Source organism: Stenotrophomonas sp. KH_029 (assembly GCF_057839765.1).
In genome coordinates, this window is the sequence record NZ_CM174498.1 from 2,475,526 (window position 1) to 2,493,321 (window position 17,796).

General features: G+C 64.6%; 18 protein-coding genes. 3 read left to right on the forward strand and 15 right to left on the reverse strand.

Translation table 11 applies throughout. The features are described from left to right. Positions 1–68: 68 nt before the first annotated feature. From AC3ITM_RS11220 to mntR, 5 genes are all read right to left on the reverse strand, one after another. Positions 69–1,193, reverse strand: a complete 1,125-nt coding sequence (locus AC3ITM_RS11220; RefSeq protein ID WP_489265027.1) for an alkene reductase — start codon at positions 1,191–1,193, stop codon at positions 69–71. Positions 1,194–1,324: 131 nt separating this feature from the next. Next, positions 1,325–2,194 carry an EcsC family protein gene (locus AC3ITM_RS11225; protein WP_489265029.1) on the reverse strand — a complete coding sequence of 290 codons (870 nt, stop codon included), beginning with the start codon at positions 2,192–2,194 and terminating at the stop codon, positions 1,325–1,327. A gap of 108 nt (positions 2,195–2,302) precedes the next feature. Then, a complete protein-coding gene (gene orn, locus AC3ITM_RS11230; protein WP_228886497.1) occupies positions 2,303–2,872 on the reverse strand; it encodes an oligoribonuclease in 570 nt (189 codons plus the stop codon). A 99-nt stretch (positions 2,873–2,971) separates the two neighbouring features. Then, entirely contained in the window at positions 2,972–3,496 is a 525-nt protein-coding gene (tadA, locus tag AC3ITM_RS11235; protein WP_489265031.1) for a tRNA adenosine(34) deaminase TadA, read from the reverse strand. Then, positions 3,489–3,944: a manganese-binding transcriptional regulator MntR gene (gene mntR, locus AC3ITM_RS11240; RefSeq protein WP_489265033.1), complete on the reverse strand. Its 456-nt coding sequence runs from the start codon at positions 3,942–3,944 to the stop codon at positions 3,489–3,491. Before mntR ends, tadA begins: the two co-directional genes overlap by 8 nt. A gap of 297 nt (positions 3,945–4,241) precedes the next feature. Here mntR and AC3ITM_RS11245 point away from each other — a divergent pair, with 297 nt between their 5' ends. Next, positions 4,242–4,481: a DUF1653 domain-containing protein gene (locus AC3ITM_RS11245; protein WP_489265035.1), complete on the forward strand. Its 240-nt coding sequence runs from the start codon at positions 4,242–4,244 to the stop codon at positions 4,479–4,481. Between the two features lie 162 nt (positions 4,482–4,643). On the opposite strand, the gene AC3ITM_RS11250 is transcribed toward AC3ITM_RS11245, so the two are convergent. Then, positions 4,644–6,272 carry a hypothetical protein gene (locus AC3ITM_RS11250; protein ID WP_489265037.1) on the reverse strand — a complete coding sequence of 543 codons (1,629 nt, stop codon included), beginning with the start codon at positions 6,270–6,272 and terminating at the stop codon, positions 4,644–4,646. A gap of 966 nt (positions 6,273–7,238) precedes the next feature. Between AC3ITM_RS11250 and AC3ITM_RS11255 the strand changes: the two genes are divergently transcribed. Continuing rightward, positions 7,239–7,859 (forward strand): hypothetical protein, encoded by a 621-nt coding sequence (locus AC3ITM_RS11255; RefSeq protein ID WP_489265039.1) that lies wholly within the window; start codon positions 7,239–7,241, stop codon positions 7,857–7,859. Beyond that, complete coding sequence (locus tag AC3ITM_RS11260) at positions 7,856–9,175, forward strand: XVIPCD domain-containing protein (RefSeq protein ID WP_489265040.1); 1,320 nt, start codon at positions 7,856–7,858, stop codon at positions 9,173–9,175. Before AC3ITM_RS11255 ends, AC3ITM_RS11260 begins: the two co-directional genes overlap by 4 nt. Before the next feature lie 139 nt (positions 9,176–9,314). Here the strand turns inward: AC3ITM_RS11260 and AC3ITM_RS11265 are convergent, their stop codons facing one another. The 9 genes from AC3ITM_RS11265 to AC3ITM_RS11305 all read right to left on the reverse strand — a co-directional run bounded on the left by AC3ITM_RS11265 (position 9,315) and on the right by AC3ITM_RS11305 (position 17,790). Then, on the reverse strand, positions 9,315–10,505 hold the full coding sequence (locus AC3ITM_RS11265; RefSeq protein ID WP_489265041.1) for an XVIPCD domain-containing protein: 1,191 nt from the start codon (positions 10,503–10,505) through the stop codon (positions 9,315–9,317). Continuing rightward, entirely contained in the window at positions 10,502–10,912 is a 411-nt protein-coding gene (locus tag AC3ITM_RS11270; RefSeq protein ID WP_489265043.1) for a hypothetical protein, read from the reverse strand. Before AC3ITM_RS11270 ends, AC3ITM_RS11265 begins: the two co-directional genes overlap by 4 nt. Positions 10,913–11,132: 220 nt before the next feature. After that, positions 11,133–11,537: a hypothetical protein gene (locus AC3ITM_RS11275; RefSeq protein WP_489265045.1), complete on the reverse strand. Its 405-nt coding sequence runs from the start codon at positions 11,535–11,537 to the stop codon at positions 11,133–11,135. A gap of 131 nt (positions 11,538–11,668) precedes the next feature. After that, positions 11,669–12,148: a hypothetical protein gene (locus AC3ITM_RS11280; RefSeq protein WP_489265047.1), complete on the reverse strand. Its 480-nt coding sequence runs from the start codon at positions 12,146–12,148 to the stop codon at positions 11,669–11,671. 30 nt (positions 12,149–12,178) lie between these two features. Beyond that, positions 12,179–12,574 (reverse strand): hypothetical protein, encoded by a 396-nt coding sequence (locus tag AC3ITM_RS11285; RefSeq protein WP_489265048.1) that lies wholly within the window; start codon positions 12,572–12,574, stop codon positions 12,179–12,181. 120 nt (positions 12,575–12,694) lie between these two features. After that, positions 12,695–13,234, reverse strand: coding sequence for a DUF4189 domain-containing protein (locus tag AC3ITM_RS11290; RefSeq protein ID WP_489265050.1), 540 nt, complete (start codon positions 13,232–13,234; stop codon positions 12,695–12,697). A gap of 49 nt (positions 13,235–13,283) precedes the next feature. After that, the gene (locus AC3ITM_RS11295) at positions 13,284–14,450 is read right to left on the reverse strand and encodes a TrbL/VirB6 family protein (protein WP_489265052.1); all 1,167 of its coding nucleotides are present in this window, start codon (positions 14,448–14,450) and stop codon (positions 13,284–13,286) included. Between the two features lie 47 nt (positions 14,451–14,497). Further along, positions 14,498–15,346, reverse strand: a complete 849-nt coding sequence (locus tag AC3ITM_RS11300; protein ID WP_489265054.1) for a hypothetical protein — start codon at positions 15,344–15,346, stop codon at positions 14,498–14,500. After that, positions 15,343–17,790 carry a VirB4 family type IV secretion/conjugal transfer ATPase gene (locus AC3ITM_RS11305; RefSeq protein ID WP_489265055.1) on the reverse strand — a complete coding sequence of 816 codons (2,448 nt, stop codon included), beginning with the start codon at positions 17,788–17,790 and terminating at the stop codon, positions 15,343–15,345. Before AC3ITM_RS11305 ends, AC3ITM_RS11300 begins: the two co-directional genes overlap by 4 nt. Between the last annotated feature and the right edge of the window lie 6 nt (positions 17,791–17,796).

Below are 17,796 nucleotides of genomic sequence, written 5' to 3' on the forward strand. Positions count from 1 at the left end.
TGAAGAACAACACCCCGCACAGGCGGGGTGTTGTTTTTTGGCTGCCACGCAGGGCGTGGCACTACCGCTCAGGCGTCGGTGGTTTGGGCAGCAGCCTCGGCCACCGGATAATCGGTGAACCCCTCGGCCCCGCCACCGAAGAACGTCGCCTTGTCCGGCGCATTCAAGGCCATCCCCTGGCGCAACCGCTGCGGCAGGTCCGGGTTGGCGATGAACGGCCGGCCGAAGGCGATCAGGTCGGCCCAGCCCTTGGCCAGGGCCTCCTCGGCGCGCTCCACGGTGTACTTGCCAGCGTAGATCAAGGTACCGCGGTAGAGCATGCGCAAGGCCTCCTTGAACGCCACCGGCATCACCGGTGCGTCTTCCCAGTCGGCCTCGGCGATGTGCAGGTAGCCCACGCCCAGTCCGTCCAGCAGGTGCGCTGCGGCCAGGTAGGTCGCCTGCGGGGTGTCATCCACCGCGCCCTGCAGCGTGGTCAGCGGCGCCAGTCGCACCCCCACCCGGTCGGCACCGATCTCGGCCGCCACCGCTTCCACGACTTCACGCAGGAAACGCAGCCGGTTCTGCAGCGAACCACCGTAGCCATCGGTGCGCTGGTTGGCCTGCGAATCGATGAACTGGTTGATCAGGTAGCCATTGGCGCCATGCAGCTCGATCCCATCGAAGCCGGCATCCAGCGCATTGCGCGCGGCCTGCGCGTAATCGCGCACGATGCCGGGGATTTCCTCGATCGCCAGCGCTCGCGGCAACGAGTGCTGCACCATCTCGCCCACCCCGCCCAGCGGGCCCCGGCCCTGCGGGTCGACGAATACCTTGACGCCCTGCGCCTGCAGCGCCGAGGACGACACCGGCGCGCCGCCACCGGGCTGCAGCGCGGTATGCGACACCCGGCCTACGTGCCACAGCTGGGCCACGATGCGGCCGCCGGCGGCATGCACCGCATCGGTCACCCCACGCCAGCCGGCCACCTGCGCCGCATCGTGGATGCCCGGTGTCCAGGCATAGCCCTGGCCCTGCTGGCTGATCTGGGTGCCTTCGCTGACGATCAGGCCGGCCGAGGCGCGCTGGGCGTAGTACCGGGCCATCAGCGGCGTGACCACATTGCCATCGGCCGCGCGCGAGCGGGTCATCGGCGGCATCACGATACGGTTGGGCAGCGTCAGCGCGCCCATGCGGTAGGGGGAGAAAAGCATGACCATCCTTCAACGGGAAGCCCGCAGCAGCGGGGACACCGGCAAGGATGGAGACGCCTGGCCACGTCCAACAGGGGCCGCCAGGCAAAACAGTTGTGCCGTGGGCGCAACGATGGCGCCCGGCCCCTGCCTCAGCGGCCCTCGCCGGCCAGCTTCTGGTAGGCGGCACGCACCGTTTCATAGCCGTAGCGGCGCTCCAGCCGGCGTACGATGAAATGCCCGCGCGCCATGTCCTGGTAGTAGTCGGTGAACATCGTATTGAGCGTGGCCCCGGTAACCGCGCCGATGATCGGCACCGCCTGCGCGGCGAACTTCTCGGTAACCACCACGCCAAAGCGCGCGGCCACCTTCTCCACGATCTTGGCCAGCCACTTGCCGGCCTCCTTCGGGGTCAACCCGATCATCACCCCGCCGCCGCCGGCCGCGCGCCCGGCCAGCTCGGCCGACAGGTGGCGCATCACCTCGGCGGTGAAACCGCGGGTGATGTAGTAGCCGGTCTCGCTGGCATCGTCCTGCCCGGAATTGCCGCCCAGCGCGAACACTTCCAGGCAGGCATGGCGGGTGGCCATCTGGCTCAGGTCGAAGCCCTCGCTGCGCGCCACATCGGCCACCGCGCGCATCATGATCGTGGTCGACAGCGGCAGCTCGATGAACAGCGCGGTGAACCCGAACGCCCCGCCGACCGCGCCGGAGGTGGCCGCGGCCAGCTTGTGCCAGCGCGTGGAGGCGGCCTTGCCCGGCGTGTTGTCCATGCTCCACAACGCGGCCTGGGCCGATTTGAACAACGCCGCTTCGACCGCGCCGTGGATCCGTCGGGAGACCGACTGCGGCAGCTTCTTCACCGCAAACTCCAGCGGCGAGCCGATCAGGTTGGCCATCTTGGCGGTCAACGTCGGCGCCTCCAGCAGCGCCACGGCGCGCTGCAGGTCGGCCCAGTCCGGCGAGGCGGGCAGCAGTTCGGTGTCCAGCGGAGGGGGCGTGCTGCGGGAGATGGCGTTCATCGACCGATCATAGCCCCGGTTGCTTGAACACCATGTGCGTGCGGCTTCGCCCGGCACCCTGCCTTCCCGGCAGGCCGCCACCGTGGGCGGCGCCCCGGCAGCCCCGTATCAGGCCGGCAGGCCCGACAGCGCACCCATGAACCGGCGGTAATGGCGCAGCTCGGCGATCGAATCGTGCACATCGCTCAGCGCGGTATGGCTGGCGGTCTTGCCCACCCCGGCGGCCACGGCCGGGGCCCAGCGCTTGGCCAGTTCCTTGACCGTGGATACGTCCAGGTTGCGGTAGTGGAAGTACTTCTCCAGCCGCGGCATCTCGCGGTGCAGGAAGCGCCGGTCCTGGCAGATCGAATTGCCGCACATCGGCGAGGCGCCGGCCTTGATCCACTGCGCCAGGAAGGCCACCGTCTGCGCCTCGGCCTGGCCGGTCGTCACCGTGCTCTCCACCACCCGCTGCCACAGCCCGGAACGACGGTGCTGGTTGCGGTTCCACTCGTCCATCGCCTCCAGCCGCGCCAGCGGATGGCCGATGGCGATCTCGGGGCCTTCGGCCAGCACGTTCAACTGCGCATCGGTGACCACCGTGGCGATCTCGATGATGGCATCGTTGTCGGTATCCAGACCGGTCATTTCCAGGTCGATCCAGATCAGTCGTTCGCCTTCCGCGCCGTTGTCGGCCATGTCTACGCCTTGTGCAAGGGCCGTCGCCGCAGCGCCGGCCGGTGTATGGAATGGCCGCCATGATACCGCCATCGCGTCATCGCCCCGTCGCGCCGGCGGCTATTCCAGCAGCAGCGGCGGCTTGCCGCGCTTGGCGCGGAAATAGTTGCTCAGCCGCGTACTGGCCTCCTTGGCCAACACCCCGCCGTGGATCTCCACCCGGTGGTTGTGGCGGGCATCGCCCAGCAGGTCGAACACACTGCCGCAGGCGCCGGTCTTGGGGTCGCTGGCCGCATACACCAGCCGCGCCACGCGGGCATGCACGATCGCCATGGCGCACATCGCGCACGGCTCCAGGGTCACATACAGCGTGCTGCCCACCAACCGGTGGTTGGCCAGCGCCCGCCCGGCCTGGCGCATCGCCACGATCTCGGCATGCGCGCTGGGATCGTGGTCGGCGATGTTGAGGTTCCAGCCCTCGCCCAGCACCGCGCCATCGGCCCCCACCAGCACCGCGCCCACCGGTATTTCGTTGAACTCGCGCTCGGCGCGCGCGGCCAGCGCCAGCGCCTGGCGCATCCAGTGCTCGTCCTGGTCGTGCACCGGCACGCCCAGCGGCGGCGGCGCGGGCAGGCGCTCAACCATGGCCGCCGGCCTTGCGCACGAATGCCTCGAACGCGGCCAGGGTGGCCTGGCTGACATGGTGCTCGATGCCTTCGGCATCGCGGCGCGCCGAATCGGCATCCACCCCCAGCGCCAGCAGGAAACGCTCTACGGTCTGGTGGCGGGCGCGCATCTCCACCGCCAGCTGTTCGCCGGCCGGGGTCAGGAACACGCCGCGATAGGGCCGCTGCACCGCCCAGCCCTCCTTGACCAGGCGCTTGAGCGCCTTGGCCACGGTCGGCTGCGCCACCCCCAGCCGGGTGGCGATATCCACCTGACGGGCCTCGCGGCCATCGGCGATCAGGTCGGCGATCAGTTCCACGTAGTCTTCCACCAGCTCCGAGCGGCGCGCCTCGCGCACCTGCACGAAGCCCTCGACATGCACCTGGGCATCGATCAGCGCGGACGGGGGTTTGCGGGAAGACGGCATCGGCACTCCAACGGACCGCCGCGGGCGGAAGGCGCCCCCGGCAAGGGCCGCAGTTTAACGCAGTGGCGGCAGGGGCCCGACAAAGGCAGCCGATGGCACCCCACGCTCGCCACGGCGAGCACGGTCCTGCCCGCCGCTGAAGCATCCCCCGATGCGCGTGATCGTATCCGGGGCAACAAGGACGGGATGGCGGTACGGACCTGGCCGCAGCAATCTTCCACGCAGGGATGGTGGGGCAGCGGCAGGCCTGCACTGCGGTGCGATACTTTGCGCATCATCCCCACCGCTAGCCCCGCCATGTCCGACCTTGCCCCCTTGCCCACCCTGCCGCACGGCCACTACCGCCATTTCAAGGGCGGCAACTACGAGGTGATCGGCGTGGTCCGCCACAGCGAGACGCTGGAACCGCTGGTGCTGTACCGCCCGCTGGACAACGACGCAGGGCTGTGGGTACGCCCGTATGCGATGTTCCGTGCGCAGGTCGAGGTGGACGGCCAGCTGCGCCCGCGCTTCGCGCAGGTGCCAGCGGGCGCCTGACCACAACGGTGACCGGCATCCACGTCCAGACCCCCGACCGGACGTGGATGCCGGCGCATCACTCACCTGCTGACAGCTGGACCAGCATCAGGCGATGCTGGCCCGGCGTTGCGCCGTTGCGCCGGCGCGGGCCCATCCCGGGCAGGTGCCCTCCGCGCTGGATCAGGGCGTTGCGCCCTGGCTCTGCACCGGCGCATCGGCGACCACGAACGGATCGCGGCCGGCATCGGCAAAACCACCGCACTGGCGGTCGCCCGGCGCCACCGGGTCGCACGGCCACTGGCTGCGCGGCAGGGTGTCGCGCTGGACGAAACGCTGCCCATCCCAGGCCACGAAGCCCAGGTGCACCCGGCCCCAATCGCCATAGCCCCGTGCTTCGCTGATTTCGCCGGCGCCATCGAAGTGCACATGCCAGCGCATCGCCGGCCCGAACTGCAGCTTGCTGTGGTCCAGCACCACGCGCCCGCCGCGCGCTTCATACCGCTTCTTCTCGGCCTCGCTCAACACCGGCCGCGCCGGCATCGCCTCGGCGGTGATGTCCACCGGCGCCGCACCGGCACTGACCCGGTAGACCCGCTCCTGCACGAAGGCCTGGCGGCAGCTGCCGGCCGGCAGCCGCTGCGGTTCGGCCGCACCGATCTCCTGCATGCGGCCATCGGCGCAGTCGAACGGCGCCGAGACCAGGTAGACCGTGGTCGCCGCATCGGCGCCCTCGAACGAGCGCACCCAGATACCGCCCTGCACCGCCAGGAAGTCCGGGCGCTGGCCCTGCCCCGGCACCGCTTTGAACCAGGCCCGCTGCGCCACCTGGCGCTCGCGCCAGGCGCGCGGCAGGTGGATCTGCTGCTCGGGAATGGCCACCAGCAACGCCGCCAGATGCGCCGGCATGGTGCCCTGGCAGGCACCGATCAACAGCTCGCCCTGGTTGGCCATGCGCGCGGCCAGATCGTTCGGGCAACGCGCGCCCAACTGGCGCTCGATCGCGTTGTTGTCATTGACGAACGCCGGGGCCTTGGGCGCTGGCGGGCGCGCCGGGAGCGCGGCAGCGTCCGGCACAATGGCCGGCACTTCCGCCGCCACCACCACCTGCGGCGCGGCAGCAGCAGGTGCTGCCGGTGCTGCGGCGGCTGGCGCAACGGCCGGCACCTCGGCTGTAGCCGCGACCTGCGGCGCAGCGGCGGCAGGGGCTGCCAGCGCCGGTACGACGGCCGGCGCGACCACCTCGGCTACCGCAGCAGCCGGCGGCGGCGCCACAGCGGACGGTTCAGCCACCACCGGCGCGGCATCGACCGGCGCGGCCGCCGCCACCACCGTCGGCTCGGCGGCGGCAGGCTGCCCGGCGGCCACCGATGCCGACGGCGATACATCGGCGGCAGCAGTTTCGGCAGCGGCTTGGGTTGGCGGCGCCTCGGCGGCGGCAACCTCGGCAACCGGCGCCGGCTCGGCCACCTGCAGCTCAGCCGCCGGTGCGGCCGCCATCGGCGCGGGCTGCATTGGCGCACTCGCCGGCGGCACATCGACGGACGGTTCGACGGCCGGCGCAGCAGCAACCGCCGGCTCAACCACCGTCGGTACGGCAGCATCCTGCACGGCCGGGCCAGCTACGTCGGCGGCCGGCATAGCCACGACGGCATCGGCCGCGGCCACCGCAGGCGGCGCATCGGCGGCCGGCGGCACGTCCTGTTCGGCAACCGGCGCAACTGCCGGCTGTATCTGCCCTTCAACCGCCGCAACCTCCGGCATCGTTTCGGGCGCGGCCTGCGCCTGCGCACCGAATGCGGCAAGCGCCATCGGCAGCAGCAACAACAATGCGGCAGGCGAAGCAAGGCGCGGGCGGTTACCACAGCGCCGGGAAACTACCGAAGCATTTCGCATCATGTCGTCCTTGAACTATTAAATGGAGTAACCGTATCGACGGATATCACAACGTGCAGCCGGCAGCCCGGCCAACGATCCCGACACCAGCGTATTGACGCATATGGCCACAACACCCGACATACCGGGGTCCCCGTCGTTGCATGCAGCCGCAGATACCGCACCACCGGACTTACTGCCGGCTTCCTGACGCCGCCACCCTACACCAGAGGTGAATTCGGCGTCATTACACACCATAAAAATATTTGATGTCGATCACAAGTTGTGAGCCCAGCATGGCGTGCGCAACCGACAGAAAAATTGCTGCAGTGCAGGGCAATACCGCCCTCGCGGCCCTGAACGTCAAATTTTCGTCGCATTTTGCGCATTTTGAACAAATCCGCCCCCATTCCCCCCCTATACTCGGGCTTCGTCACCATGGAACGGAGACTCGATGCCCCCCAGCTCCCTGCCGACCCACCGCACGCTCGGCCCGATCACCTGCATGGATGCGGTGGCAAGGTGTGCCGCGTCCATCGCCCATCGTCGCACCGTGGCCCTGCACCGGACGCAGCATCCGCACGATGCCGCACGCGCCAGACGCCCCCCTGCCCACCTTCCGCTGCAGGCCGGTACCGCCGCCCCCAATGACGGCGGCCACGCCGGCGCAACCACCGTGCGCCGCTGTCCATCCGGCCTGCGCGGCATCTCGTCCAGCACTCCCCCGGCCACCCACGGACACGCGCCATGACCCGTTCCGCGCCATCCCACGGCCGCGCCAACAGCGCCGCACCACCCCACCCGCCTTTCCCCACCGTCAACGGGAGACCGGCATTGCACCGCGTCCTGAAGATCTGCCTTGCCACCCTTCTGATCACCGCCTGCAGTCGTACGGAGAACACCATGAGCCAAGACCTTTCCACCGCCGCCGCGGAAGCCGATGTCGAAAGCGGCGGGCGCGGCCTCGCCAAACTCAACCCGCAGCCACGCCAGGCCTATGAGGTGGTCCTCAAGCTGCACAACGCCCCGGGCCCGTTCGAACGCATCGAAGCGGTCGCGCAGTACGACGTGGCCAACGAAGCCGAATGCGGCCGCATCAACCCGGTCACCGGCACCGCCGGGCGTATCACCAGCCAGGAACCGCTCACCCTCAAGCGCGTGGCCGATGACGAATACCACGGCACCGTCTACCTGGACCAGATGCTGGACGAGGACTATTACGGGCGCGGTGTGTGCCGCTGGAAATTCGGCGGCACCGGCGCCCTGCTCAAGGCCACCGGTGCGCATGAGGAAACCCGCTTCCTCACCTTCATCGATGCCGACCAGCTGACGGCCGGAAAAACGCTCACCCGCCACTACCCGCGCAGGGATTATCCGCGCGCCGCGCCGGTGCAGGGACCGCATGGCATGACCTCCATCGAGGACTACCCGGACAGCGGCAATGAAGATCCCACCGACTACGTGCCGGAACTGCGCGACGCGCTGTTCTCGATCTCGTTGACCGCCAAAGAGGCCAAACAATGAGCATCCCCAGCCAGGACTACGCAGCCCTCTCCGAAGATGCGTACAAGGATCGCGCCGTAGGGCGTCGTGCGCCCGGCCAGGAGGAGGCGGTCACCCTCAATGGCCACCAGTACAAGGTGCTGGAGCACGTCAACAACAGCCGTAATGGCTATCAGGGCACGGTCTACCAGCGCGTGGACACCAAGGAAATCGTGGTGTCCCACCGGGGCACCGAGCAGATCTTCCTCGATGGCGTGGTCACCGACGGTGCAATGGTCACCGCACGCACCAACCTGCAGGCCAAGGATGCGATCGCCCTGACCGAACGCGCGATGGAATATGCGCAGAAACAAGGCGCCAATACCGGCCATGCGCCCGCCGTTACGGTGACCGGCCACTCGCTGGGCGGCACCCTGGCCCAGATCAGCGCCCACCACTTCGACCTCAAGGGCGAAACCTTCAACGCCTTCGGCGCGGCCAGCCTGAGCTACCGCATCCCCAAGGGCGGCGACAGCATGATCAACCACGTCATGGCCGCCGATCCGGTCAGCGCCGCCTCGCCGCATTACGGCCAGGTCCGCATCTACGCCAGCGCCCAGGAAATCAAGACCCTGGAAGCCTCCGGCTTCAGCAACAGCAAGTACAACGCGTTGATCCCCGATCGCCCGTTGATCGCCGCGGCCGCATCGCTGGACTCGCACAAGATGGTCAACTTCCTCGACAGCGGCTCGGTACTGGGCTCGGAGCAGGCCAAGACCCGGGCCAGCACCAATGCGCGCATGATCGATGAGTACCGCGATGACATCGGCGAACGTCGCGGGGCGACCACCGTCATCTCGCGCGGCCCGGTCGGTGGCGCGGTCGACCTGATCGACAACCTGCGCGGCCCGTTGCCGGCCGGCGAACCGGCCCGGCGCGAAGCCGAGAAGCGCCAGCACAGCCATACCAGCCTGAACATGGACGACAGTCGGCACCCGGGCAATCCGCTGTTCAACGACGCACAGCGTGGCGTCTACGCCCAGGACAGCCGCGTGGGCCGCCCTTCCGACCAGCTCAGCGACCAGCTCGCCGGCACCCTGGCCGCACAGATGCACGCCGCCGGCGGCAAGCGCATCGACTCGGTGGTGATGAGCAACGACGCGGCCAACACCTTCGCCGTGCAGGGCAACCAGAACGACCCGGCCCACCTGCGCGTCACCGTGGACACCATGCTGGCCATGAACACGCCCCTGGAGCAGAGCAGCCGCAAGGTGGAAGAACAGGCCGTCAGCCAGCGCCAGGAACAGGAACGCAACCAGGAACAGGTCCAGAGCAACAGCCGCACCATGATGGGGTGAGGCCGCGCCACGGCATGACCACAACAGCCATCGCCGGGACGGGATGGCTGTTGTGGTTTGGGCCACGCCCGTTGCAATCTGCAAGCCGCCGGAATCGACGACACCACACCGCCGCTGGCCGGGGTGCCGCGCTTTGCCGTTAGGCCACGCGCGGCCCTGCCTGGGCCTGCACCACATCCACGTCCCGCTGTTCGGCAGCACGTGCGTTAGCCTGCCCCATCCGCGCGGCACTCTCCTCCAGCGGCTGTTGCAGCGCGGCCATTACCTCGACGGAGGAGCGCCGCGCCCATGGAGCGGACGCATCGGCGTTGTCCAAGGCGAACGCCCTGGTGCCGTCGTCGTTGAGAAGCACCTGTTGGATCGAGGTCAGCCCATCGGCCTTGCCCTGCACGGCCAGGGCAGCCGCAAGTTGCTGCGACTGCAGGTCCGGCGTGCGACCGAACCGGGCATCCAGCTTGGCTACGCCAGCGTAGGCCTGCAAGTACAGACCGTGGTCGGCGTTGGCGGGATCCAGCAGGTTCCTGCTGTTGCGTATGGGCTCGTCGATCTGCGCGCTACCGGACGACCCCGAGCCGGGTGACGGGGGCGCAGCGTTGTCAGGCGAGCCGCTTGCTTTCGGCTTGATCGGCGGCGGAATGACCAGCCCGTCCTCGGACATCCAGGTTTTGCCGTCGAACCGGTAGCCGCTCCGCCAACCGGCAGGGCCAATGTTCTGATGCAAGGGCTCGCCAAAAGCCGGTGCCGAGACAGCCGTACCGTCTTCCATGACAGGGAGTCTCGGTGTGACACCGACCGCCTTCAGCAGCGCGGTGGAAACATTGTTGCAGTTGTTGGAAAGTGGAGCGTACTCCAGCCCTGCCTGGGTGATCTGCTGGCCGACCTGCAGTGCGATGCCCAGCTTGGCCTGCAATTGAGCATCCGTGCCGGTCCAGAGCACCCGGCGCTCATGCGTTTCACCCTGCAAAGGCCAGTCAATGCCCCGTTGCTCGGAGATGATCGGATTTCCCTCCTTGTCCCGACGCAGGGAAGGGTCGGAAGGATTCGCTTCGGCGACCGGAACATTCTCAACAACATCGCCGTTCTCGCGCTGATAGGTTTTGTATGTTGGCTGGTACGGTGAAGATGACACCTTGATGCTTCCGTAGCGCTCCGTGCCGAGAACCGCACTGTCAAGCATTGCCCCCATCGCGTCACCATCGGGGTCCTGCATTGGGCCACCGCGCACAACGGTCTGTTGCCCGTCAGAGCCTTCGAAAATCAAATAAGTGTGACGCTTGCCGCCGCCGACCGGGCTGGAACCGATCAGAATTTTTGCGTCATGGTCGCTCAACGCTCATCACCAAGGTGTTCCGGGAAGCGACCTACGGAAATGCGCTCCACTGTATGCGCCGGAGTTTCAATCAGCACCACTGTCCAACCGGTAAGCGCGAGCCGGGCGGCATGAACGCCGGGCGCTTCGGGGATGGATAGATCACACCCCATCCCGCGCTTCTCACCCGCTTGAAAATACACGGGGGCGCAGGTGAATCCATTGTTCTCCATTGTTTCGACCGCTGCAGCCATCGGTGTACCTGAAGGAAACCATGTTGCCAGGAGCGCGCTTGCCTCGCGCCGGCTCTGCTGCCGGTCAAAGATGCGTGAAGCCTCGCTGTTACTGTCATTCATGGCAGAACATCCTGTTATTGAAAGGGACATCACCATGCTGGCAAGCAGCATGCGGCTTGATCGGGTGGTCATGGCCGTCGCATCCAGGCAGCAGAGGCCCTAGTCCACCTGCCGCATGGCTGGGGTGGCGCAAGACCAATTACGTCCGTTAATCGCGGTCGAGATAGCGATTGCCTGCCATAGCGGCAAGGGCCACTTCTATTGTCGTCAGATGCTTCAAAGATCAGGCTGGTGTGACGTTGACCTGCGACAAGCGAAATGGTCCCGATCCAGATTCTTGCACCGCCCTCGCTCACAGCCTGCCCTCACTCTCCGGCGGCACGCGATCGACAGAAATTTTTTCAATCGTGCCTTGCTTGCTCTCGTCCAGAAAAACGATCCAGCTGACCGGCCCCATACGTGCTACGGGTGGCTCCATGGGGTCCGGGACATCGAGTTGACAAAGCAATCCCTTAAGACCTGCGGAAGGAACCTCGCTTGGCGAACATTTGAACCCACTGCTCTGCAGACCCTGGCGGGCACCCTCCATCGACGAACCAACTGGGAACCACTTCGATATCTCGGCCTTGGCCGTCGGTTCGGTTTGTCGAATATCGAAAACAAGTGTTTTTTTGCCTTCTTCCAGGGCAGAACATCCTGTAGTCGATAGAAGGGTAAAGATGCCGGCAAGCAGCACGTGGTTCGATCGGATCGTCATGGCCGTCGCATCCTGGCAGCAGGGACGCCGGCCCACCTGCCGTATGGCAGGGGAGGCGCAGGGCCAATTATGGCCGTTGATGGCCTTCGCGATAGTGAAGGCGATCACCGTTCATGCCGGACGTTGCGACCCTACTTCTTATCATTGCAGTTGATCACGCTCACCTCGGTGATCACATCCTTGCCATCGGTAAACAAGGTGATGCTGCAAAAATAATCGATGGCAATCGCGTTCTCTGTGTAGCCCGTCTTGCGATAGATGGGCTCACTACTGATAGGCATGATGCCCTTGAGCCCACCACCGCCGATGCCGACCCACCTCTCCTGCTGCCCCACATACTCCACCCCTGTCTGGATGAAGATTTTCTCCGGGGTAACGCGGGTCTGGATCCGGTTCCACGCGTAGAAGCCGCCGCTCCCGTAGGACGACGGACCCATGCCCTGATCGGGCCGTCCAAACAGCTCCATCGCCTTTGTAGCGGGTTCCCCCACCAGTGCCTGGGCCGCCAGCTGGACCGCGTTGGCCCCGCTATTCCCGGCCACAGGCGATGTTGCGCAGGCCGCGAGGCCAAGAACCATCAAGCCGGCACACAGACGTTGCATTACAGACATGGCACATATTCCCTTCATTTCCGGCATTCCCTACGCCTGTTGCCGAGACACTACCAAGCTCCAGAGCGAAGTCACGAGCGCTGTTCCGTAGCGGCCACAGAACGAGAAGCAAGCATCAGCAACCGCGAGAGGAAAGAATACAGGGATTGCCCTCGGCACTTGTATCAGGAAATTCCTACGATATCTCTCGCATGCAACGTCGCTTTCAGACCCCGCAAACACGACGCGTCCGTAAAAGGCCAGTGATGAGGTAGAGATGCTTCTCCACGACACGGACAGTCGCGTCTGGCGACTATGGGCGACGTAGGCGACCTCGTTTTTGACGTCCTCGTTGAGGAAGGAATGCAGGTCGCTGCCGAACATGGCCATGGTGGTGGCCACCGACACGATCAACGCCGCCAGGGCCATATCGGTGACCAGCACCATCAATGAGTCGCGGCTGCGAGCGGTGACGATGCGGAAGCATCAGTGCTAATGGCGCCAGCGCCGCCTTACAGAACCGCGCCTCTCGGTCAATTCGTAACCAATGGCCGGCGTGTATTGCGCTCAGAACTTTTCGAATGTCGGCTTGGCGCAGTCCGAATAGAACATCTTGCAAGCACTCCCAGACGCATCGATGCACTGCTTATTGGCTATTTGTGTTGCAATTTCCAGAGTTGCCCCCCTACCCACTCCGGACCGTGAACCCTTGACCTTGGCCACAGGGACAACCCACGCGAAACATTGATTGTAGTAAGACATCAAAATTGAACAATCCTTCGCACCTTCAAGAGCACATTTCTGAAGCGCAATTTTCTCTGCTGCAGCTTTCGAAGATTCCCCAGTAGCCACTCCGACCCACGAGGTGGCATTGGAATGGGCCACGGAACCCCACGCATCGTGCCATCGACCGGTTGGCTTAGGTGGCGCTGGAGCGCTTATTGGAGCTTGACCAGAAGATGCGGCACCAGGAATTGGCGCACAACCCTGCACACCCTGGCCGCCAATTGGATAGAACCCAGGCGGACAAGACCCCTCAGCCCAGACTTCGCTAGAAGGCAATATGGCTACCATCAACAGAACCAATAGAACTACGAAGCGCTGCATGCCTCACTCTCCTCGAACGCAAAGATCAAAACCAAAGAAAGTGGCGCGACTATTCCTTTGCCTGCCCGGAGGAGGCGAGCCCACGGGAGCCTGACGCTTGTTGCGCTACGGCTGGGCTACCGCCCGCCATACGAGGGCCCATGTCAACGTTAGCTCCACCAGTAGTCGCATTCTGCGGCGCTGCCGGCGTGTAGGACCCACCGCCGCCCACCGCACCTGGCGGCTGGCCCTGCGGGCCCGGCTGTGCTCCGGCGCCCGAGCCACCAATCTGCGAGTACGCCATGAAGCTGCCCAGCGTGCCCTGGAAGAACATCGCCGCCATCGGCGGGGCGGTCAGGATCAGCGTGGTCAGAATCAACCCCATGCCGCCCTGCTGCATCGCGATGCTGGACATGCCGTCGCTGAAGTCCTCACCCATCAGCTTGCCCAGCAACGTGCTGCCCCAGAAGGCGCCCGCCACCTTGGCCACCATCTCCATCGCAATGGCCGTCATCGCCGCCAACACTGCCATCGAGAACATCGTGCCTATCCCGTATAGCAGCCATTTCTGGAACAGCTGCTTTGTCTGTTCAAATATCAGACACAGGATGAACAGAGGGCCAAGACCGATAAACAGCGCCAGCGCGACCTCATACAGCAGCAGCATCGAGCCGGCCGTGACCGCCGGCCCGCCCGTGCCCAGACCCACAAACCACATCGCGCGGGTCTTGGCGCTGTCTAGGGTGACATCCCCCATCGCATCCAGCGCGTCGATGGACGACAAGCCCAACTGCATGTAGCCCAGGTTCTTGTCGATCAGGTCCTCCGGCGACTCCTTCTTGCCGGTGATGACGTAGGTGATCTCGTTCTTGACATCCTTGTTGAGGAAGGAATGCAGGTCGCTGCCGAACATGGCCATGGTGGTGGCCACTGACACGATCAACGCCGCCTTGGCCATGTCGGTGACCAGCACCATCAATGAGTCGCGGCTGCGACCGGTGACGATGCGGAAGCCCTGTATGAACACCCACAGGGTCATCAGCGTCAAGGCCATGGCACCGACCCACTTCATCATCCTCCCGAGCAGCTCCACGCCGAACTCCGCGATTTCCTTGTGCAGGTAATCGAGGATCAACCGGAAGAACACGAAGTCGCCAATCGACGATTGCGCGTGCAGGTTCTGCAAAAAATGCAGCGCCCCTTGCCCGAACATGCCGTCCACCATCCCTAGACTCATAACATCACCTGATAATTAAGAGGGATCCGTCCCGATCCGAATCCGTGTTACAGCGACAACGCCCCTTTGAGCGCCGCAGTCTTCACCATGGTGCCGAGCGGGCTCGGAGCTCCCTTGAGCGTCATCCGCGTCAGAATCTGCTGCTGAGCAGTCAGCGCACTGATCTGCTTGTCGTACATTTCCATCTGCCCGCTCCAGGCCTTGAAATCTGCCTGCATATAGGCGTCGGAGACTGCGGCGTTGGCGGTGGCCTCGGCCATGGTGCCTTCCTTTTTGGACTCCACGCGGATCTTCTTGATCTCATCGAGCACCGTACGCATCTCAGGCAAGCTTTTCTGCACGACCTCGATGGTTTCGTTGTACTTGCGGTTCTCGAGGATCTGGATCGCGGCACAGATATTCCGCTGCTTTGCGACGATGTCGCCGCCCGGAGTAAGGTTCAGTGCAGACGCCAGCCCGGACACGCTCATGATCGAGCCGGCCCCGCAACGTTCGGCCACGTTCCACTCAGGCAGAACCGGCGTGAGCTTCACGCCTGTGGGCATCATGGGTGCAGCGATGATCTGCTTGAACTGAGCCAGCCGCTGCTCCCAGTTTCTCATCGTATCTTGGAAACGGTTGTACTGTTCCCCGTACTCGAGGACCGCCTCGGCCTGACTGGTCAAGGTATGCACCTCGGTCATGGTGGCGTTGTAGAGGTTCATGCCGATCTCCACCACAGGCAGCGTATAGGCCTGCACCGGCATGGCAAGCATGCCGCCCAGCGACATAGCCAGCACTGTCGAACGGAAACGGGTGGCGGTGGAACGGCTCTTCTTCTGGCGGGTTACGTTGTCCATGTTCTTCTCCATCAATTTTGACTGGTGTCTTGTCGGCGGATTCACGATGCTGTTCATGCAACGGCCTCCTGGCTGTTGGATGCGGGCTTTCCAGAGCCCTTTCGCTTTCGGTAGAACTCACTCAACCACTGCTCCGGCGTCAGTTCGGACTCAAGCACTTTTTCACGGGTTGCTGCGTCGGACAGCACGCGGTGCATGATGTCGATGTTATCGGTGGATGCCGAAATCACCGAAAGGATGTCGTCCATACCACGCAGGTTGAGCTGGCACACACTCGATGCATGCCCCTGCTTGACCAGGAAGCAACGCGAGCGTTCGTCCAGCGCGGTCACCACGCGGAACTCGGCCTCGGTCAGCTTCAAGCCATCCATGTAATCGCTTTTGCTGGCGTTGGGATTGGGCAGCAGGATCAGGGTGGCGGTCTGCTCGATCAGGGCGGCGGAGATGTCGCTCTTGAGCGCATCTTCCGGGCTCTGGGTGGCGAAGATGCCCATGCCGTTCTGCTTACGGATGGTTTTCTGCTTGTTCTTGGCGAATTCCTTCAGGCCACCCTCGCCGTCCAGGATCTTCCAGAATTCGTCCATCACGTAGATCAGTCGCCGCCCGTCGATCAACGTTTCCAGCTTGTGCAGCAGGTAGTTGATCACCGGCACCCGCACCTCGGGGTTATCGATGATGTCGGTGTAGTCGAAGCCGATGATGTTGGCCCGGCTCAGGTCGATGGTATCGACCGGGTTGTCGAACACCCAGCCCAGCGAGTTGCCCGAGGTCCAGCGGCGCATGCGCGCATACAGGCCGTCGTCGCCCATGTTGGGCAGGCTCTTCTGGAAGTTGGTCATGCTGCGCAGGTGCATCGGGGTGTCGAGCATGTTCTCCACACCGCGGAAGATGTCCTCCTCCTCGCGGGAGCTGTACTCGCGCTTGCCGGCGAGCACCTTGACCAAGTCGGACAGGAACTGCACGTTGGCTTCGTTGCGTTCGCACTGGAACGGGTTGAAGCCGGTGGCCGCGCCATTCTCCAGCGCCAGATAGTTGCCCCCGCAGGCACGCACGAAGATCTCCGCGCCGCGGTCCTTGTCGAAGAAGAAGATGGTCGGCGACGGGTCGTACTTCTGCACCTGGCTGAGCAGGAAGTTGATCAGCGCGGTCTTGCCGGTACCGGACTTGCCGATCACCATGGTATTGGCGATCGCCTTCTCACCCAGCGAGTTTTCCGACGGGTGGGTGGCGTGGAAATTGAAGTAGTACGGCTGCCCGTTGGTGGTCTGCAGGGTGGTCACGCAGTCGCCCCACGGGTTGTTGTGCTGTTTGCCGGTGGCGAAGTTGTGCAGCGGCGACAGGCCCAGGAAGTTCAGTGAACTCAGGTTGGCCAAGCGGGTGCGATAGCGCCAGTTGCCGGGAATCTGCGCATAGAACGACGAGGTAACGGCCAAGTCTTCCTTGACCGAGATGAACCCGGCGTTGGAGAGTTCGGCACGCGTGGCAGCCACGTTCTGCGAGAGCTTGGCCTGGCTGTCGCCGTACACGGCGATGGTGTAGTGGTATTCGCCCAGCACGAAGTTGCCCGAGGACAGCTGGTCCATGGCTTGGTCCAGTTCGATGATCTGGCTGACCGCCTTGTCGCCGGAGGAGATCATCATGCCCTTGGTGCGGTCCAGCACCTTGAGCGCGTCCTGGCGGCCCATCGGACTGAACGAATGGCTGACCACGTACTCGAAATCGAGATATTTCAGGCCGTTGAGGATGCCTGGGTAGGTACCTTCGGCATATTCCTTGATATTGAGGATGGCGCCGAAGTGATTGACGCCGTTGGGCGTGGCGATCACGAAATCGCCGGTCTTTGCCGAGAACATGTGTCGGCTGACCGGAAGGTAGTCCTTGATCGGCGCAGAGAGCACGGGTACCGGCTCGTCGATGCGGTTGATCAGGTAACCGAAGAATTCCAGGGTCTCGGAGAAGACGATGCCATTCTTGGCTTCATACATGCCGAGGCGATACGGTGCGTAGTCGCGGATGACCGCTTCCACGTTGCCGGCCAGTTCCATCAGCTTGTCGACGGCCTGGTCCTGCTCGGCCTGCAGCTTAGACACGTTGGCGGACTTCTCGACGAAACGCTTACCTCCCACCACCGGCCGGTAGATCATGGTCAGGTACAGCTCGTTCTGCATGATCCGCTGCGAGGACAGCATCCCCATGTACTGGTCGGACACGTCCTGGTTAAATTTCTGTTTGAACACGCTCCGGCCCTTCAACGTGCGGCGGCGGCGGATGTCGTGCGTCCAGAACGCAACATTGACGAAATCCGGCGCACGCAGCGTCTGCAGCAGGCGGTTGAAGGTGTTGTGCTTGTGTTCGAGCTCCCATTCCTCGCGCCCGACGAAGGGCAGGCCTTCCAGGTGCCAGGTCAACAGGTAATCACCGCCCGTAGTCTTCACCACGTTCGCCGAAACGTGCGATGACAGCGGGATGAACTCTGCGATGGAGGTGTCGGGGCTGAACATGGGACT

What these genes read in the sequence shown, in the direction of transcription:
- AC3ITM_RS11220 (WP_489265027.1), bottom strand. Translation starts at nt 1,193, where the DNA reads ATGCTTTTCTCCCCCTACCGCATGGGCGCGCTGACGCTGCCCAACCGT.
- tadA (WP_489265031.1), bottom strand. Translation starts at nt 3,496, where the DNA reads ATGGTTGAGCGCCTGCCCGCGCCGCCGCCGCTGGGCGTGCCGGTGCAC.
- AC3ITM_RS11275 (WP_489265045.1), bottom strand. Translation starts at nt 11,537, where the DNA reads ATGACGATCCGATCGAACCACGTGCTGCTTGCCGGCATCTTTACCCTT.
- AC3ITM_RS11225 (WP_489265029.1), bottom strand. Translation starts at nt 2,194, where the DNA reads ATGAACGCCATCTCCCGCAGCACGCCCCCTCCGCTGGACACCGAACTG.
- AC3ITM_RS11285 (WP_489265048.1), bottom strand. Translation starts at nt 12,574, where the DNA reads ATGGTGCTGGTCACCGATATGGCCCTGGCGGCGTTGATCGTGTCGGTG.
- AC3ITM_RS11270 (WP_489265043.1), bottom strand. Translation starts at nt 10,912, where the DNA reads ATGACCACCCGATCAAGCCGCATGCTGCTTGCCAGCATGGTGATGTCC.
- AC3ITM_RS11250 (WP_489265037.1), bottom strand. Translation starts at nt 6,272, where the DNA reads ATGGCGCTTGCCGCATTCGGTGCGCAGGCGCAGGCCGCGCCCGAAACG.
- AC3ITM_RS11255 (WP_489265039.1), top strand. Translation starts at nt 7,239, where the DNA reads ATGAGCCAAGACCTTTCCACCGCCGCCGCGGAAGCCGATGTCGAAAGC.
- orn (WP_228886497.1), bottom strand. Translation starts at nt 2,872, where the DNA reads ATGGCCGACAACGGCGCGGAAGGCGAACGACTGATCTGGATCGACCTG.
- mntR (WP_489265033.1), bottom strand. Translation starts at nt 3,944, where the DNA reads ATGCCGTCTTCCCGCAAACCCCCGTCCGCGCTGATCGATGCCCAGGTG.
- AC3ITM_RS11305 (WP_489265055.1), bottom strand. Translation starts at nt 17,790, where the DNA reads ATGTTCAGCCCCGACACCTCCATCGCAGAGTTCATCCCGCTGTCATCG.
- AC3ITM_RS11300 (WP_489265054.1), bottom strand. Translation starts at nt 15,346, where the DNA reads ATGAACAGCATCGTGAATCCGCCGACAAGACACCAGTCAAAATTGATG.
- AC3ITM_RS11260 (WP_489265040.1), top strand. Translation starts at nt 7,856, where the DNA reads ATGAGCATCCCCAGCCAGGACTACGCAGCCCTCTCCGAAGATGCGTAC.
- AC3ITM_RS11290 (WP_489265050.1), bottom strand. Translation starts at nt 13,234, where the DNA reads ATGCAGCGCTTCGTAGTTCTATTGGTTCTGTTGATGGTAGCCATATTG.
- AC3ITM_RS11295 (WP_489265052.1), bottom strand. Translation starts at nt 14,450, where the DNA reads ATGAGTCTAGGGATGGTGGACGGCATGTTCGGGCAAGGGGCGCTGCAT.
- AC3ITM_RS11245 (WP_489265035.1), top strand. Translation starts at nt 4,242, where the DNA reads ATGTCCGACCTTGCCCCCTTGCCCACCCTGCCGCACGGCCACTACCGC.
- AC3ITM_RS11280 (WP_489265047.1), bottom strand. Translation starts at nt 12,148, where the DNA reads ATGTCTGTAATGCAACGTCTGTGTGCCGGCTTGATGGTTCTTGGCCTC.